Raw genomic sequence first — 14,674 nt, 5'->3', positions numbered from 1 at the left:
TTGGCGAGAGCGGCTCCGAATGTCAGCCGTATACCGTACTTCTTGCTACGGAAACTTCCTTGGTCCATCCGTGAAATTAATCCGACATTCCGTTTACAACCTACTCGGCCTGGGGCTTCCGCTACTTACCGCAGTATTCAGCATTCCCGTCCTGATCAGGGAACTGGGCGATGCCCGGTTCGGGCTGTTGACGCTGATCTGGGCAATCGTCAGCTATTTGAGCCTGTTCGACCTGGGGCTGGGCCGTGCGTTGACGCAACACCTGGCGGTGATGCTCGAAGGCAAGGACCGGCGGCGGGTAGGCGCCTTGGTGGTGACCGCGATCGTCGTGATCGCGCTGTTCAGCGTCGTTGCGGGCGTTTTGATGGCTGTGTTGGGGCCTTGGGGGCTGGGATTCATCAGCGCCGTGCCGGACAGGGCGGAAGCGATCAACGCCATCTGGATCATGGCGCTTGCCATGCCCGCTGTTGTGCTGACCGCGGGCTTCCGAGGCATTCTTGAGGCCAGGCACGCGTTTGGGATCATCAATCTGATCCGGCTGCCGATGGGCCTGTTGACGTTTCTGGGCCCCCTGGCGGTCGTGCTTTACGGTCCGCCGCGGCTGGACGTCATCACGTTGGTTCTGGCCGGCGGCCGTGTGGTGACGTGCGGACTGCACGCGTGGTACGCCAAGCGCCATCTACCGGACGATGTGGGACCTTTCAAATTCGACAAGACGCTGATCCGCCCGCTTTGCAGTTCGGGCGGCTGGATGACGGTCAGCAATATCGTCAGCCCCGTCATGAGCTACGCCGACCGGTTCATCGTGGGCGCGGTTATCTCGTCTGCCGCCGTTGCCTATTATGTGACGCCGCAGGAGCTGATCACAAAATTGTCGATCTTGCCGGGCGCATTGACCGCGGTGTTGTTTCCGGCCCTGGCGGCGCAGATCGCGCGTCAGGATGCAGCGGTCATGCCGTTGATCACCAAGGCCGTGGGCTGGATTTTCCTGACGCTGTTGCCCATCACGGCCGCCATCGCAATATTTGCCAAAGAGCTTCTGACGTTGTGGGTGGGCGAACCCTTTGCGTTGCAGAGCTACGTGCTGCTGCAGATATTCTCGGCTGGCATGTTCATTACCTGTCTTGCGCAAATACCTTTCACCGTCATCCAGGGCGCCGGAAGATCGCATTTGACGGCTGTGTTTCACCTGATCGAGGTGCCTCTGTTTCTTGCGGCGCTATTCCTTCTGGCGCGCCACTATGGCCTTACCGGCGCCGCTGTGGCGTGGTTTCTTCGCGTGGCGGTTGATGCCGTTCTGATGTTCTGGGGCGCCAAGCTCGTGATGAACCGCTCCATGTTCACCAGTGCGAAGCTTCGGCTGCTTTCGGTTTCGGGGCTGGCGGTACTGGGATTCGTGGGCGCACTGGTGCCAAGTCCGGCCATCCGGGCCGCCTGGCTGCTTGCGGTTGTCGCGTTGGTGCTGTTGATCGCCGTGCGCGGCAGCGCGCGTTTTGGCCATGGGAGCAGGGCATGAAACAGGAAATGACGTTGCCTTACCGCTTCGATACGCGGCTTGCGTTGTTTGTGATCCTGCTTCCGTTCTTTCTGTTGTTTGTCGGCGATATTCAGGTGCCCGTAGGCGTCAGCACGATGACTGTCCCGATGGGATTATTCATTGTCCTTCCGCTGTTGCTCACGGCGATCGCGCTTCCCCGCATCGTGATTCCCACGCCGGCGTTATTGCTGTCGGGTGCGGTATTTTTTGGCGCGGTAGGCGTGGCGATGACCCCCGAGAGCGCATATATGCGCGCGGCCGCCGGCGCCTTGCCGATGATTTATGCAATTTGCACGTTGATTTTTTACGCGCAATTTCATCAGTTCATCAAGCAGGATTGGATCGTGCGCATGATGCTGGCGGGAGGCGCGGTGCTGGCCCTCGCGGTGATTGTGCTGTTTTACATCGCCGCATTCAGTCCGGGCGATTATTACGCGCGCAAGCTGTTTGTCGCGACACCGCTCGGCAGATCGAATTATCTTGCCGCGTTTCTCGTTTTTCTGTTTGCACTTGCCTCGGCCAAGATGCGCGTGCTGCGGTGGCTTTTTGCGATCGCCATCTTCTGCACGATGTCCCGGGGTGGGGCGATCATTTTCGCGTTATACCTCGTGGCGCTGCTGCTGGACAGGAAGCGGCTGCTTTGGCTCGTCTGGGTTGTGCCATTGGTCGGGTTCGCATCGGCGATTCTATTCTTTTCGATTGATGTGCAAATCCAGCTTCGTGATTATGGCGGGCCGTTCGCCAGCGAACTGAGTTCCGCGGTGAATCGCCTGCTGCTATGGGCGTTCAGCTTCGACCTATGGCTTCAGCACCCCTGGTTCGGCATTGGCCCCAATACGTTCAGGACGTTCATCGAGGCCAATCCTGGCATCGAAGACGTCTGGGGGACGCATAACTCCATCCTGCAACTGCTGCTGAATTACGGACTATTTGGGGCCGTATTGTATGGATGGTACTTGCGGGTAATCTATAGGCACCTGCTCCGGGCAGAGCAGACGTCGCCGTGGTTCCGCTATTTGCGTGTGGTTTTTGTTGTATTGCTGGTGTTTTCCCTGTTCGAGCCTCTGGTGGGTTCGGCAGCATTCGAAGTGTTGCTTGCATTCATGTTGGTTTTGGCACTGACACACGCCCTCCCCGCCGGTTCGGGAAGACTGATAATAATTGCGATAAGTTACTCAGAAAATGGAAATATTGCTCTCCGTTGTGATACCCACGCACAATCGCTCACAGTATGCGATTCATGCGGTTCGGTCCATTCTGGCGATCGGGGATCGCAGCCTTGAACTGGTAGTCAGTGACACCAGCACGGACGGGCTGCTGGAAGAGCTTGTCCGCCAAGGCGATAATCCGCCTTGCGACGACCCCCGTTTCAAGTATCTGCGGCCCGCAGAAAGGCTGGACATGACAGGGAACCACAATCATGTCATCAGTGCTGCCACGGGAGAATTTGTCTGCCTGATTGGCGACGACGACACCATCACGGAAGATGCATTGCTGGCGGCGCGTTGGGCCAAGGACAATCAGATCGACGTGATTGCGCCGAAGGTCATGTCGAATTATGTGTGGCCCGATTTCCGGTCCAAGATTTTTGGCGCGGGGCACGCCGGCCGGTTGTATCTGCCGAGCCGGATCGGCGCCATGGTCGAGCGCCAGTCTTCCGAGAGCCTGTCCGGGGCCTTGTCGAATGCCGCCCAGGGAACCGATGGGCTGCCCAAGATCTACCACGGGATCGTGCGGCGCAGCCTGCTCGAAAAAATGAAAACACTGTCGGGCGCCTATTTCCATGGGTCCAGCCCCGACGTATCCGGCGCAATCGGATTGGCGCTGTGCGGTGGCCGGTTCGTCGAAATCGATTATCCGCTTACCATTCCCGGGGCCTCCGGCGGCAGCAATACCGGCCGCAGCGCCATGAACACCCACAAGGGCAAGCTGGGGCACGAGGCGCAGACCAAGGCTTTCGTCAGCACCGGCTGGTCGGAAGGGGTGCCGCGCTTTTTCTCGGTCGAAACCGTCTGGGCGCACGCAGCGTTGGAAACGATCGCAAAGATTTCCGCGAACGAGGTGCCGCGCTTCAATTTTGCGCGACTGATTGCCGTGTGCCAGTCGCTCCATGGCGAGTACGCCTCCGAGATCGAGCAGGCCATCCCGCTAGCCGCGGGCATCGTCGGCATGACACGATCCGACTTCCTGAAGAAAGTGGCGTTTGAGAAACGGCGGTATCGCCGGCAGCGGCTGGTGAGGCTCTTGCGCCGTGCAATGCGGCCCACGGTTGCAGGCGGCAGAGAGTACACGGGAGAAATTGATACCGTCGCCAAGACGCCAGCCCTGCTCAAGGCCCATATGGCGAATCGACACTGGAGCTGGGACAAGGCGATAAAGCGCTGACAGTCCAATCGCTCCCGCGACCAGCGGCTACGCCTTTTCCTGTTCCGGCGCATCATGCTTTGCGGCCGGGAGAAAGGCCTCCACCAGATAATCGATGAATGCGCGGGTGCGGGCCGTCTGGTTGCGGCGCTGTGGGTAATAGACGAACAGGTCCGCAGCAGGCAGCGTGAAGTCGGGCAGCACCACGCGCAGCCTGCCGCTTTCCAGGTACTTGGCCAGGTCCCATTCCGACCGGACGAGGATGCCGTGGCCGTCCAGGGCCCAGCCCAGGACGATGTCGCCATCGTTGCTGGAAAGCCCGCCTTCCACCTTCACCACTTCGACGCGGCCTTCGTGCGTGAACCGCCAGACGCCGTGTGCTTCGTCGTTCTGCCGGTGAAGAATGCATTGGTGATGGGCGAGGTCGGCCAGAGTCGCCGGCGTGCCGTGCGCCTTCAGGTAGCGGGGCGACGCGCACAGAAAGCGACGGTTGGTCATGATGCGTCGGGCGGCGAGGCGCTTGTCGGGCAGCTCGCCGAAGCGGATGGCCAAGTCAAAGCCGCTTTCGACCAGGTCGACGGGCCGGTCCGTTACCTCGAGCTCGACCTGGACCTGCGGATAGCGTTTCGCAAAGTCGGAAACCAGCGGCGCGATGGTCGTGCGCCCGAACCCCAGTGTGGCGTTGACGCGGATGAGGCCGCGCGGCTGGGCGCTGCTGCTGGACACCACGTCTTCCATCTCGCGCAGGTCCGCGAGGATCCGCGTCGCGTAGGCCAGGTAGGTTTCGCCTTCGTTGGTCAGGCTGATGCTGCGCGTGGTGCGATTGACCAGGCGCACGCCAAGGCGCGTTTCCATCAGCGCCAGCCGCTTGGTGGCCGCCGGTGGCGTCAGATCCAGATGCCGCGCCGCGGCCGACAGGCTGCCCAGCCGGGCGACCAGCACAAAGAATTGCAGCTCGGAGGCAAGGTCGGCTTTCACTGAAAGTAAATAATCAAATGAACTTGGGTGAATTCTAGGGCAGGGATGCGCCACTAATCTATCGATTCCCGACGCGCCCCAACCGGAGACAAGCCATGAGAATCGTCGACATCCGCGAGCAGACCCTGCCCATCAGCTCACCCATCCGCAACGCCTACATCGACTTCAGCAAGATGACCTTGAGCCTGGTCGCCGTGATCACAGACGTGATCCGCGACGGCAAGCCGGTGGTCGGGTACGGCTTCAATTCGAATGGCCGTTATGGACAGGGCAAGCTCATGCGCGAGCGCTTCATCCCGCGCGTGCTGGAAGCCGACCCGGAAACGCTGGTGGACGCCACGGGGCGCAACCTGGATGCGCACAAGGTCTGGGATGCGATGTTCAAAAACGAAAAACCCGGCGGTCACGGCGAGCGGTCGGTGGCGATCGGCACGATCGACATGGCCGTGTGGGATGCGGTTGCGAAGATCGAAGGCAAGCCGCTTTTTCAGTTGCTGGCCGAACGCTATGGAAATGGCCAGCCGGATCGGCGGGTGTTCGTGTATGCGGCCGGTGGCTACTACCACCCGGGGCAGGACCACGCCAAGCTCAAGGACGAAATGCGCAGCTATCTCGACCGCGGCTATACGGTCGTGAAGAAGAAGATCGGCGGCGCGTCGCTGGACGAGGACCTGCGCCGCATCGACTCGGTGCTGAGCGTGCTGCAGGACGGCCAGAAGCTGGCTGTCGACGCGAACGGGCGCTTCGACCTGGACACGGCAATTGCCTACGCCAAGGCGCTGTCTCAGTACGACCTCTTCTGGTACGAGGAGGCAGGCGATCCGCTGGATTTCGAGCTGCAGGCGACGCTGCGCAACTACTACGACAAGCCCATGGCGACGGGCGAAAACCTCTTTTCGATGCAGGATGCGCGCAACCTCATCCGTTATGGCGGCATGCGCGCGGACCGCGACTACCTGCAGTTCGACTGCGCGCTCAGCTACGGGCTGGTGGAGTATCTGCGCACGCTGGCGATGCTGCGTCAGCACGGCTGGTCCGCGAGCCGTTGCGTGCCGCACGGCGGGCACCAGATGTCGCTGAACATCGCGGCGGGCCTGGGGTTGGGCGGCAATGAAAGCTATCCGGATCTGTTTCAGCCCTTCGGCGGCTTTCCGGATGGCGTGAAGGTGGAAGGCGGCTATGTCACGATGCCGGACTTGCCGGGTATCGGCTTCGAGGGCAAGTCTGACCTGTACGCCGTGATGCGCGCGCTATCGGCCTGATCGCGGGCGGCGCGCGGTCCCTGTTGGCGTTGCCAAGAGGGACCGCTCTGCGGCATGACATAAATTGTTTCACTTTACCTGCTTGCGTTGTCTATCTAGTAGTAGGTAAGATTCATCCATCGACGCAGCGCAACCAACCAAACCGCCCGGCGCCGAAATCAGAAATACAGTAGGACCGCTTTTTTATTTCCTTCGACGTCTACCTACAAGTAGATAGCTAACTGAAACGCATACTGCACCAAAAACTGGAGATTGACCATGAAGACCCTCGTATCCGCCCTGATTCTTTCCGCTTCCTTCATCGGCGCTGCCCAAGCTGGCGAACTGGACTATCCGCCCGAACTGAACACCCAAAGCACGGTGACCCGCGCTCAAGTGCAGCAAGAACTCGCCGCCGCCCGCGCCAATGGCGAACTGGTGTTCGGTGAAGAAGGCTACGCCGCCGCCCCGATCGCTTTCACCAGCGACAAGACCCGCGCTCAGGTCAAGCAAGAACTGGCCGCCGCCCGCGCTCAAGGCCTGACCGAGGGTGGTGAACTGGACTACCCGCCCGTTCAAGGCTGATTTTTTTCGAACTGACATCTATCTATAGATAGATAGCTTCAACCCAACAACGACGCAGCAACTGCAATTCAAACCAAACTGACTGGAGATTTCTCATGAAGACCCTCGTTTCCGCCCTGATCCTTTCCGCTTCCTTCATCGGCGCTGCCCAAGCTGGCGAACTGGACTATCCGCCCGAGCTGAACACCCAAAGCACGGTGACCCGCGCTCAAGTGCAGCAAGAACTGGCCGCCGCCCGTGCCAACGGTGAACTGGTGTTCGGCGAAGAAGGCGACGCCGCCGCCCCGATCGCGTTCACCAGCGACAAGACCCGCGCCCAAGTGAAGCAGGAACTGGCTGCGGCCCGCGCGCTAGGCCTGACCGACGGTGGCGAACTGGACTACCCGCCCGTTCAAGGCTGATTTTTTCGACCTGACATCTATCTATAACTAGATAGCTTGAACCCAACATCGACGCAGCAATTGCAGTGCAAACCAAACCGACTGGAGATTTCTCATGAAGACCCTCGTATCCGCCCTGATCCTTTCCGCCTCCTTCATCGGCGCAGCCCATGCTGGCGAACTGGACTATCCGCCCGCCCTGGAAACCCAAAGCACGGTGACCCGCGCTCAAGTGCAGCAAGAACTCGCCGCCGCCCGCGCCAATGGCGAACTGGTGTCCGGTGAAGAAGGCTACGCCGCCACTGCATTTGCCCACGCCGGCGACAAGAGCCGCGCTCAGGTCAAGCAAGAACTGGCCGCTGCCCGCGCCCAAGGCCTGACCGACAGCAGCGAACTTGCCTACCCGCCCGTGCAAGGCTGAAGCAGATGGCAATCAAAGCGGACCCCGGGAACGGGATCTTGTCCCGGCCGGGGTTCGCTAGCACTGTCGGCGGCGTTGAGCGGCCTTCTCGGAGATGCCGATAAGGGACCGTCCCAATGACGAACCGACCTATTAGTAGGTAATATGCGGCCATGGATACCCCGACTTCCAACACCACTCGCGAACTGCTTCTGGCCCACGCCGAGAAGCTGATCCGCATGCGCGGATGCAACGGCTTCAGCTACCGCGACCTGGCTGAACATGTGGGCGTCAAGACGTCCAGCATCCATTACTACTTTCCGGGCAAGGACGACCTGCTGTATGAGGCCGTCGAGGCCTACAGCACGCGTGCACTTGGCGCGGTGCGCGGGATCGACACCGCGCAACCGGCGCAGGCGCAGCTCGAAAAATATCTTTCCATGATGGAATCCGCTGCCTGCGGCTCCGGTGAACTCTGTCTGGGCGGCATGTTGGCCGCCGACGTGATGAGCCTGTCCGAACGGGTCCGCGGCGCGCTGCAGGGATTCTTCCGCGCGCATGAAGCGTGGCTGGCCCGCGTGCTGGCCGAAGGCGCGGCGCAAGGAACGCTGAAGTTTTCCGGCACGCCGGAAGCGGCGGGGCGGGCGGTGTTCGCGACGATCCAGGGTTGTCTGCTGGTGTCGCGTCTGTTCCAGCAACCGCCCGCGTTGTGCGAGGCGATCAGCGCGCTTTACGTCGAATGCGAAGGCAAGACGTGCCACGGCGCCTGAACGCCTCGCGCTGACTACACGCTTTCACGTTTCACGGCCGCCTTGCTGACGCAGGCGGCCGTTGTGTTTGGGCGCATCGACTGTGTGGCCCGCTTCACGCCAACGCGCGCGCCATGTCCGTGCTGGTGCGCTCCTGCACGCCGAGGTCCCGCATGCGTTGCAGAAAGCTCGACTGCGCGTGGGCAAAGCCCGCGACGGGACTCATGCAATCCGTCAGCAGCACGATGCGCGACAGGTTGCCGCCGGGCAGATGCTCGGCCAGGTGTTCGACGGTGGCCTTGACGCAGTGGCTGCCCGCCTCGCCCGCGATGAGAATCAGATCCGCGCGGTCCAGCGAGTCCAGCAAGCCGCGGTTGAGCTGGCTGCGCGGATCGTCGGCGTCGGGCACCTCGGCCATCAGCGCGCTGTAGTGTTCGGTCCAGGGGTTGGCGCCTTTGGGCACCTTGCGCACGATGAACTGGCGATCTTCTTCCCAGCGGCCGTAGGCGGCGCGCACGTCGGCATGCACGTTGTGGCCCCACGTGCCGATTTCGCAATGCACCGGCCACGCCATCAGCGTGTAGCGGCCGCGGGCTTCCAGTTCATCCAGGTAATTGAGCGTGCGTGGCAGGTCGTCGTCATGCCGTGGCACGAATTCGCCGGCGCGCAATTGCGCTGCCGTGATCGGCGTGAAAGGCGCAACCGGATCGCCATTGCCCGCGCGCCAGAACGTGGGATGCGCGATGTCCAGACGGTGGTGCGAATCCAGCGTGACCGTGATCGACGAGAGCGCGGGGGCGGTGGCGTCGATGAAGCGCGCCAGCCGCTGCATGTCCGCATGGGCGCCTGCGATGGGCAGCGCGGGCGCGACTGCCAATCCGGTCAGCGGGTCAATGGGCCGGTACGACTCGGGCAGGTCGCAGAAATCGTTTTGCGGGTCGACGATCAGCAGGTGAGTGGAACGCGGCATGATGGGTGGGCGGGTGAAGTCAGAACAGCACGAGATCCTCGGCGCGGTCGGGCAACTGGCGCAGCAGCGATCGCCACTGGCGCCAAAGGACTGACGATACGCCTAACGCGCCAATCGGAATAAGAATCCACATGACCTGCTCCTGTCAATATTCGCACGGTCGTGCGAAATGTAGTGAAAGCAAAGCCGGCGCAACGCCGGCTCGGGGTGGGACTACTCGATGTATTTGAAGCTGCGATACGTGGAGATCAGCCGCTCGTAGCCGGCCTTCACACGCTCGTGCGCCTTGGGGTCGCGCAGGAAGCGGGCATCGTGCATCAAGCCGATCATCAGGCTGTAGACCTCGAACACGAGTTGCTGCGGGTCCGTGTCAGGGCGCAGATGGCCGGCCTCGAGCGCCTGGTTGACCGTACGCACCATCGCGGCACGCCAGCGCTTCAAGTTTTGCTCCAGCACAGAGCGCAGCGGCGAGTCGACATCGTCGTACTCGAACGCGCCCGCCACGTAGATGCAGCCGGTGAGCGTTTCGACATTGCTGGCGCGGTCGATCCACAGCGACACCAAGGCGTTCAGGCGCGGCAGGCCCCGCGGATAGGCCATGGCCGGCGTGAAGACCGCTTCAACGAAGCGCCGATCGTATTCGTCCAGCACCGCCTGCTGCAGGGCTTCGAGTGAGCCGACGCGCGAGAAGACGCCGCTCTTGCTGATGCCGAGCCGTTTGGCGACCTGGCCCAGCGAGAGGCTTTCCATGCCTTGCGCGGCGGCCATGTCGAGGGCCGTGTTCACGATGGCCGCGAAGGTGAGTTCGCTTTTCTCGGTTTTTGCAGTCATGGCGGGAATTTAGCACGATCGTGCGAAAAACGAGCAATTTTTAATCGGGGCGGGATGGGCAGAAAGATAGCGGCGTCATTCCGCGCCTTTGGCGCCGATGTAAACCCAATAAAAAGCCGGACGGCATTGCCGTCCGGCCTGATCAAACGTGGCGCTAAATCAGCCGCGCGCGGCCTTGTATTCCAGGCGGTACTTGTGCAGCAGCGGCTCGGTGTAGCCGTTGGGTTGCGTCAGGCCTTCGAACACCAGCGCGCATGCGGCCTTGAAGGCCAGCGACGTGTCGAAGTTGCCGGCCATCGGCTGGTAGAGTGGGTCACCTGCGTTCTGCCCGTCGACGACCTTCGCCATGCGCTTGAAGGTCTCCGTGACCTGATCGCGGTTCGTGATGCCGTGACGCAGCCAGTTGGCAATGTGCTGGCTGGAGATGCGCAGCGTGGCGCGGTCTTCCATCAGGCCCACGTTGTGGATGTCCGGGACTTTCGAGCAGCCCACGCCCTGGTCGATCCAGCGGACCACATAGCCGAGGATTCCTTGCACGTTGTTGTCCAGTTCCTGCTGGATGTCGGCGGCGGACCACTTGCTGGGATCGCCGACCGGCACCGTGAGCAGGCCATTGAGCAGTTCGTCGCGCACGCTGTCCAGCTTGGTGCGTTCGAGTTCCTGCTGGACTGCCTGCACGTCAACCTGGTGGTAATGCAGCGCATGCAGCGTGGCGGCCGTGGGCGAGGGCACCCAGGCGGTATTGGCGCCGGCCTTGGGATGCGCGATCTTCTGCTCGAGCATCGCGGCCATCAGGTCGGGCATGGCCCACATGCCCTTGCCGATCTGGGCGCGGCCGCGCAGGCCGGCGTCCAGGCCAACCAGCACGTTGTTGCGCTCGTACGCGGTGATCCACGCGCTGGACTTCATGTCGCCCTTGCGCAGCATGGGGCCGGCTTCCATGCCGGAGTGCATTTCGTCGCCCGTGCGGTCCAGAAAGCCGGTGTTGATGAACGCGACGCGCGAGGCGGCGGCTTCGATGCAGGCCTTGAGGTTGACGCTGGTGCGGCGCTCTTCGTCCATGATGCCCATTTTCAGGGTGTGGCGCGGCACGCGGATCAGGTCTTCGACGCGGTCAAAGAGTTCGCTGGCGAATGCGGCTTCGGCGGGGCCGTGCATCTTGGGCTTCACGATGTAGACGGAGCCCGTGCGCGAGTTGAGCTTGAGCTTGCGGTCCTGCACCGCGGCCAGGCTGGTGACGACTGCATCCAGAATGCCTTCGGGGATCTCCTGGCCATCGCGGTCCAGCACGGCCGGGTTGGTCATCAGGTGACCGACGTTGCGCACGAACATGAGCGAGCGGCCATGCAGCGTGAGCGCCGAGCCGTCCGGACGCGTGTAGCTGCGGTCGGCGTTGAGCTTGCGGGTGAAGGTTTTGCCGCCCTTGGTGACGTCCTCGGTCAGGTCGCCCTTCATCAGGCCAAGCCAGTTGCGGTAGATCTGGACCTTGTCGTCGCCGTCGACGGCCGCGACCGAGTCTTCGCAGTCCATGATGGTGGTGAGCGCGGCCTCGACCACCACATCTTTCACGCCGGCCGCATCGGTGCCGCCGATGGTGCTGGCGCGGTCGATCTGGATCTCGAAATGCAGCCCGTTGTTCTTGAGCAGGATGGCCGTGGGGGCGGATGCGTCGCCTTGGTAGCCGACGAATTGCGCGCCGGACTTCAAGCCGGTTGCGCCCGTGGCAAGCACTACGCGAAGCTGGCCGCCTTCAACGGTGTAGCCCTTGGCGTCGGCGTGCGAGCCTTGCGCGAGGGGCGCCGCGGTGTCCAGGAAGCTGCGCGCGCGGGCGATCACGGCGGCGCCGCGTTCCGGGTTGTAGCCCTTACCCGTGTCGCCGGGCGTGGCCGGGATGGCGTCGGTGCCGTACAGGGCGTCGTACAGGCTGCCCCAGCGCGCGTTGGCGGCGTTAAGCGCATAGCGAGGATTGGACATCGGCACGACGAGCTGCGGGCCGGCCTGCTGCGAGATCTCGGTGTCCACGTTGTCGGTGGTGGCGCGCACGGTGGCGGGCTGCGGCAGCAGGTAGCCGATGCCTTCGAGGAACTTGCGGTACGCGGCGGGCTCCGTGATGGGGCCGGGATGGGCGCGATGCCAGGCATCCAGTTCGGCCTGCAGGCGGTCGCGTTCGACCAGCAAAGCCCGGTTCTTCGGCGCCAGATCGTGCACCAGGGCGGCGAAGCCTTGCCAGAAGCCGTCGGCATCCAGGCCGGAGCCGGGCAGGGCTTCCTGTTCGATGAATTGGCTGAGATTGGCCGCCACTTGCAGGCCGTGGTGCTGGATGCGTTGAGTCATGCGGGTCTCTGACGATGAGTAAGGCTGACCGGCGCGCCGCGCCGGATGAGGGGTGCTGACATCATCGTCCGCGACCGCGCCGATGTCCATACGGAAACCCGCTGGTCATACCAGTTTGTGCAGCGCACGCCGGGCAGAGCGTCATTTTTTATGGTTTGATATCAGCCACTTACCGAGGCAAGGCCGAGCCGCGCGAGCGCCGACCGCGCATGGTCATACCACTGGTGCGGAGATTGCATGCACGCGGAAATTGAAGAAAAGCCCCGTCAGGTGGCCGATGAAGTGGCCGAACGCATCGAGCGGCTGATTCTGGACGGCGTGCTCAAGGCGGGCCAGGCCCTGCCGTCCGAGCGGCGCCTGACCGAAAAGCTGGGCGTATCGCGCACGGCGCTGCGCGAGGGCCTGAAACTGCTGCGCGCGCGCGAGATCATTCACACGGCGCAGGGCAAGGGCTCGTTCGTCGCGCGCATCTCGAAGGTGGACGCCGGGCCGCTGATGCACCTGTTCAATTCGCAGCCGCGCACGCTGTACGACCTGCTGGAAGTGCGGTCGCTGCTGGAGGCCGAATCGGCGCGGCTGGCAGCCATCCGCGGGACCGAAGCGGATTTCATCATGATCCGGCGCCGGTATGACGAGATGGTGTCCGCGCAGGGCGCCGCCACCGATACTGCCACGCACGCGCATCTGGACCACGCCTTTCATCTGGCGATCTGCGAGGCCTCGCACAATCCCGTGCTGGTGCACACGCTGCAATCGCTGACGGATCTGCTGCTGGGATCGGTGTTCGCGTGCGTGAACAACCTGTACCACCGCGAACCTGAAAAACGGCAGATCGACCGCCAGCACACGCGGCTGTTCAATGCCGTGATCGGACGCCAGCCCGAGCAGGCGCGCAAGGCCGCTGCAGATCATGTGGACAGCGTGCGCCAGAGCCTGTCGGATATCGAGCAGGAAGAGCAGCGGCTGGTGCGCGCGACGCTGCGGCTGGAAGGCTGGACGTAGGGTCGCGCGCGGCCGGAGGCGATTCCGGTTCTAGCGGTCGGCCACGGCGCAGCTGGCCAGCGCCAGCGGCTTGCCCGCGTAGATGCGGCCAAAGCGGTTGGAGAGCAATGCCTCCAGGCCGATGGCCTCCTGCCCCACGAAGCCCCGTTGCGGCAAACTGCCATGCGCCACCAGATCGAGCGCGGCGCAGATGCCCGCCGCGGTGGACAGCTGGATCGCGCTCAGGCGATGGCCGTCGACTTCCGCGCCGAACACACGAATCGGATACGACTCCTCTTCCAGTCGGCCATGGCGGTAGCCGGAGGCCGATGCCTGGATGACGATCACGTCCTGTTCGGTGGTGGGGATGGCCGACTCGAAGATGTCCTTGAGCAGGTCGCGGCGGTCGCGCAGGCGCAGGTCGTTGAGCAGCAGCTTCATGATGTTGCAGTGGCCGGGATAGCGCACCGACTTGTAGTCGACGTTGCGCGCGCGGCCCAGCAGCGTGGCGGGCAAGGTGCCCAGGCCGCCGGAGGTGTTGAAGGCTTCGTACTCCACGCCGTCCAGCGCAAAGGTTTCGTAGCCCTCCAGCGCGGGCACGCTGGTGAGCTGGCCGTCGACGATCGCCTCGCACGGGTTGCAGTATTCGTTGATCAGCCCTTCGGTGCTCCACGTCAGGTTGTAGCGCAGGCTGTTGGAGGGATAGCGCGGCAGCGCGCCGACGCGCATGCGCAGGTCGAGCAAGGTGTCGAAGCGGCGCGCCAGCGCGTTGCCGACGATGCCGATGAAGCCGGGCGCCAGGCCGCATTGCGGCATCAGTACGGCGCCGGTGTCATTGCCCAGCGCCTGGATGCCCAGCGCCTGGATCGCATGAGTGCTGGCCACGTCCTCGGTCAAATCGAAGTAATGCACGCCGGCCTTCGCGCACAGGCCCGCCACCGCGATCGCGCGATGAAACGGCAGCGCATTGACCACCGCGTACGCGCCTTCGATGCAGCGCGCCACGCCGGCATCGTCGCTGACCTGTCGCGTCTCGCAGCCCAGTTCGGCAAGAACGGCCAGCCGGCCGGCGTCCTGGTCCGCGACAAGGACGGAATAGTCGCCGCTGCGTTCCAGCATCAGCGCGATCGCAAAACCGATTTTTCCGGCGCCCAGCAGAACGATGGGCTTGGTGTGCGTGGACATGGTGCGGCTCCTGCAAATGAGAGGGAAGGGAAGTGGCCCCATCCTATGCGGGAGTGCTGTCGATTTGTAGCGGCTAAAGCGTCGAACCGGCCGCAAGTCACGTCGTTATGACCGTTGACGCCGTTGAAACGTCAAACAA

14 protein-coding genes are annotated in these 14,674 nt (G+C 62.9%); 9 read left to right on the top strand and 5 right to left on the bottom strand.

Features of this window, described 5'->3' with window-relative positions; genetic code table 11:
• Positions 1-19: 19 nt before the first annotated feature.
• From CLM73_RS28200 to CLM73_RS28190, 3 genes are read left to right on the top strand one after another with little or no spacing between them, the layout of a single operon-like run.
• A complete protein-coding gene (locus tag CLM73_RS28200; protein WP_105241236.1) occupies positions 20-1,516 on the top strand; it encodes a flippase in 1,497 nt (498 codons plus the stop codon).
• Positions 1,513-2,820: an O-antigen ligase family protein gene (locus CLM73_RS28195; RefSeq protein WP_105241235.1), complete on the top strand. Its 1,308-nt coding sequence runs from the start codon at positions 1,513-1,515 to the stop codon at positions 2,818-2,820. Before CLM73_RS28200 ends, CLM73_RS28195 begins: the two co-directional genes overlap by 4 nt.
• Complete coding sequence (locus CLM73_RS28190) at positions 2,720-3,922, top strand: glycosyltransferase family 2 protein (RefSeq protein ID WP_105241234.1); 1,203 nt, start codon at positions 2,720-2,722, stop codon at positions 3,920-3,922. The genes CLM73_RS28195 and CLM73_RS28190 overlap by 101 nt, the downstream gene beginning before the upstream one ends.
• 27 nt (positions 3,923-3,949) lie before the next feature.
• On the opposite strand, the gene CLM73_RS28185 is transcribed toward CLM73_RS28190, so the two are convergent.
• Positions 3,950-4,879 (bottom strand): LysR family transcriptional regulator, encoded by a 930-nt coding sequence (locus CLM73_RS28185; protein ID WP_105241233.1) that lies wholly within the window; start codon positions 4,877-4,879, stop codon positions 3,950-3,952.
• A gap of 95 nt (positions 4,880-4,974) precedes the next feature.
• Here CLM73_RS28185 and CLM73_RS28180 point away from each other — a divergent pair, with 95 nt between their 5' ends.
• The 5 genes from CLM73_RS28180 to CLM73_RS28160 all read left to right on the top strand — a co-directional run bounded on the left by CLM73_RS28180 (position 4,975) and on the right by CLM73_RS28160 (position 8,255).
• Complete coding sequence (locus tag CLM73_RS28180) at positions 4,975-6,141, top strand: mandelate racemase/muconate lactonizing enzyme family protein (protein WP_105241232.1); 1,167 nt, start codon at positions 4,975-4,977, stop codon at positions 6,139-6,141.
• 258 nt (positions 6,142-6,399) lie between these two features.
• Complete coding sequence (locus CLM73_RS28175; RefSeq protein ID WP_105241231.1) at positions 6,400-6,705, top strand: DUF4148 domain-containing protein; 306 nt, start codon at positions 6,400-6,402, stop codon at positions 6,703-6,705.
• A gap of 95 nt (positions 6,706-6,800) precedes the next feature.
• A complete protein-coding gene (locus CLM73_RS28170) occupies positions 6,801-7,106 on the top strand; it encodes a DUF4148 domain-containing protein (protein WP_105241230.1) in 306 nt (101 codons plus the stop codon).
• A 94-nt stretch (positions 7,107-7,200) separates the two neighbouring features.
• A complete protein-coding gene (locus CLM73_RS28165; RefSeq protein WP_105241229.1) occupies positions 7,201-7,506 on the top strand; it encodes a DUF4148 domain-containing protein in 306 nt (101 codons plus the stop codon).
• 152 nt (positions 7,507-7,658) lie between these two features.
• A complete protein-coding gene (locus CLM73_RS28160) occupies positions 7,659-8,255 on the top strand; it encodes a TetR/AcrR family transcriptional regulator (RefSeq protein ID WP_105241228.1) in 597 nt (198 codons plus the stop codon).
• A 94-nt stretch (positions 8,256-8,349) separates the two neighbouring features.
• Here the strand turns inward: CLM73_RS28160 and CLM73_RS28155 are convergent, their stop codons facing one another.
• The 3 genes from CLM73_RS28155 to CLM73_RS28145 form a co-directional block, all read right to left on the bottom strand.
• Complete coding sequence (locus CLM73_RS28155) at positions 8,350-9,204, bottom strand: cysteine hydrolase (RefSeq protein ID WP_105241227.1); 855 nt, start codon at positions 9,202-9,204, stop codon at positions 8,350-8,352.
• A 213-nt stretch (positions 9,205-9,417) separates the two neighbouring features.
• Positions 9,418-10,035, bottom strand: coding sequence for a TetR/AcrR family transcriptional regulator (locus CLM73_RS28150; RefSeq protein WP_105241226.1), 618 nt, complete (start codon positions 10,033-10,035; stop codon positions 9,418-9,420).
• Positions 10,036-10,194: 159 nt separating this feature from the next.
• Positions 10,195-12,369 (bottom strand): malate synthase G, encoded by a 2,175-nt coding sequence (locus tag CLM73_RS28145; RefSeq protein ID WP_105241760.1) that lies wholly within the window; start codon positions 12,367-12,369, stop codon positions 10,195-10,197.
• Between the two features lie 237 nt (positions 12,370-12,606).
• Here CLM73_RS28145 and glcC point away from each other — a divergent pair, with 237 nt between their 5' ends.
• Positions 12,607-13,371: a transcriptional regulator GlcC gene (gene glcC / locus CLM73_RS28140; RefSeq protein WP_056571113.1), complete on the top strand. Its 765-nt coding sequence runs from the start codon at positions 12,607-12,609 to the stop codon at positions 13,369-13,371.
• A 30-nt stretch (positions 13,372-13,401) separates the two neighbouring features.
• Here the strand turns inward: glcC and CLM73_RS28135 are convergent, their stop codons facing one another.
• Entirely contained in the window at positions 13,402-14,535 is a 1,134-nt protein-coding gene (locus CLM73_RS28135; RefSeq protein WP_105241225.1) for a saccharopine dehydrogenase family protein, read from the bottom strand.
• Between the last annotated feature and the right edge of the window lie 139 nt (positions 14,536-14,674).

The sequence above is a fragment of the Achromobacter spanius genome, from assembly GCF_002966795.1.
Classification (GTDB): domain Bacteria; phylum Pseudomonadota; class Gammaproteobacteria; order Burkholderiales; family Burkholderiaceae_B; genus Achromobacter; species Achromobacter spanius_D.
The sequence above is the reverse complement of the archived record's forward strand: the minus strand, read 5'-3'. Positions and strand labels throughout refer to the sequence as shown.

Bases quoted from the DNA above. Each gene is read 5' to 3' on its own strand.
- CLM73_RS28200 (WP_105241236.1), top strand. From the start codon at position 20: ATGTCAGCCGTATACCGTACTTCTTGCTACGGAAACTTCCTTGGTCCA.
- CLM73_RS28195 (WP_105241235.1), top strand. From the start codon at position 1,513: ATGAAACAGGAAATGACGTTGCCTTACCGCTTCGATACGCGGCTTGCG.
- CLM73_RS28190 (WP_105241234.1), top strand. From the start codon at position 2,720: ATGGAAATATTGCTCTCCGTTGTGATACCCACGCACAATCGCTCACAG.
- CLM73_RS28180 (WP_105241232.1), top strand. From the start codon at position 4,975: ATGAGAATCGTCGACATCCGCGAGCAGACCCTGCCCATCAGCTCACCC.
- CLM73_RS28175 (WP_105241231.1), top strand. From the start codon at position 6,400: ATGAAGACCCTCGTATCCGCCCTGATTCTTTCCGCTTCCTTCATCGGC.
- CLM73_RS28170 (WP_105241230.1), top strand. From the start codon at position 6,801: ATGAAGACCCTCGTTTCCGCCCTGATCCTTTCCGCTTCCTTCATCGGC.
- CLM73_RS28165 (WP_105241229.1), top strand. From the start codon at position 7,201: ATGAAGACCCTCGTATCCGCCCTGATCCTTTCCGCCTCCTTCATCGGC.
- CLM73_RS28160 (WP_105241228.1), top strand. From the start codon at position 7,659: ATGGATACCCCGACTTCCAACACCACTCGCGAACTGCTTCTGGCCCAC.
- CLM73_RS28155 (WP_105241227.1), bottom strand. From the start codon at position 9,204: ATGCCGCGTTCCACTCACCTGCTGATCGTCGACCCGCAAAACGATTTC.
- CLM73_RS28150 (WP_105241226.1), bottom strand. From the start codon at position 10,035: ATGACTGCAAAAACCGAGAAAAGCGAACTCACCTTCGCGGCCATCGTG.
- CLM73_RS28145 (WP_105241760.1), bottom strand. From the start codon at position 12,369: ATGACTCAACGCATCCAGCACCACGGCCTGCAAGTGGCGGCCAATCTC.
- glcC (WP_056571113.1), top strand. From the start codon at position 12,607: ATGCACGCGGAAATTGAAGAAAAGCCCCGTCAGGTGGCCGATGAAGTG.
- CLM73_RS28135 (WP_105241225.1), bottom strand. From the start codon at position 14,535: ATGTCCACGCACACCAAGCCCATCGTTCTGCTGGGCGCCGGAAAAATC.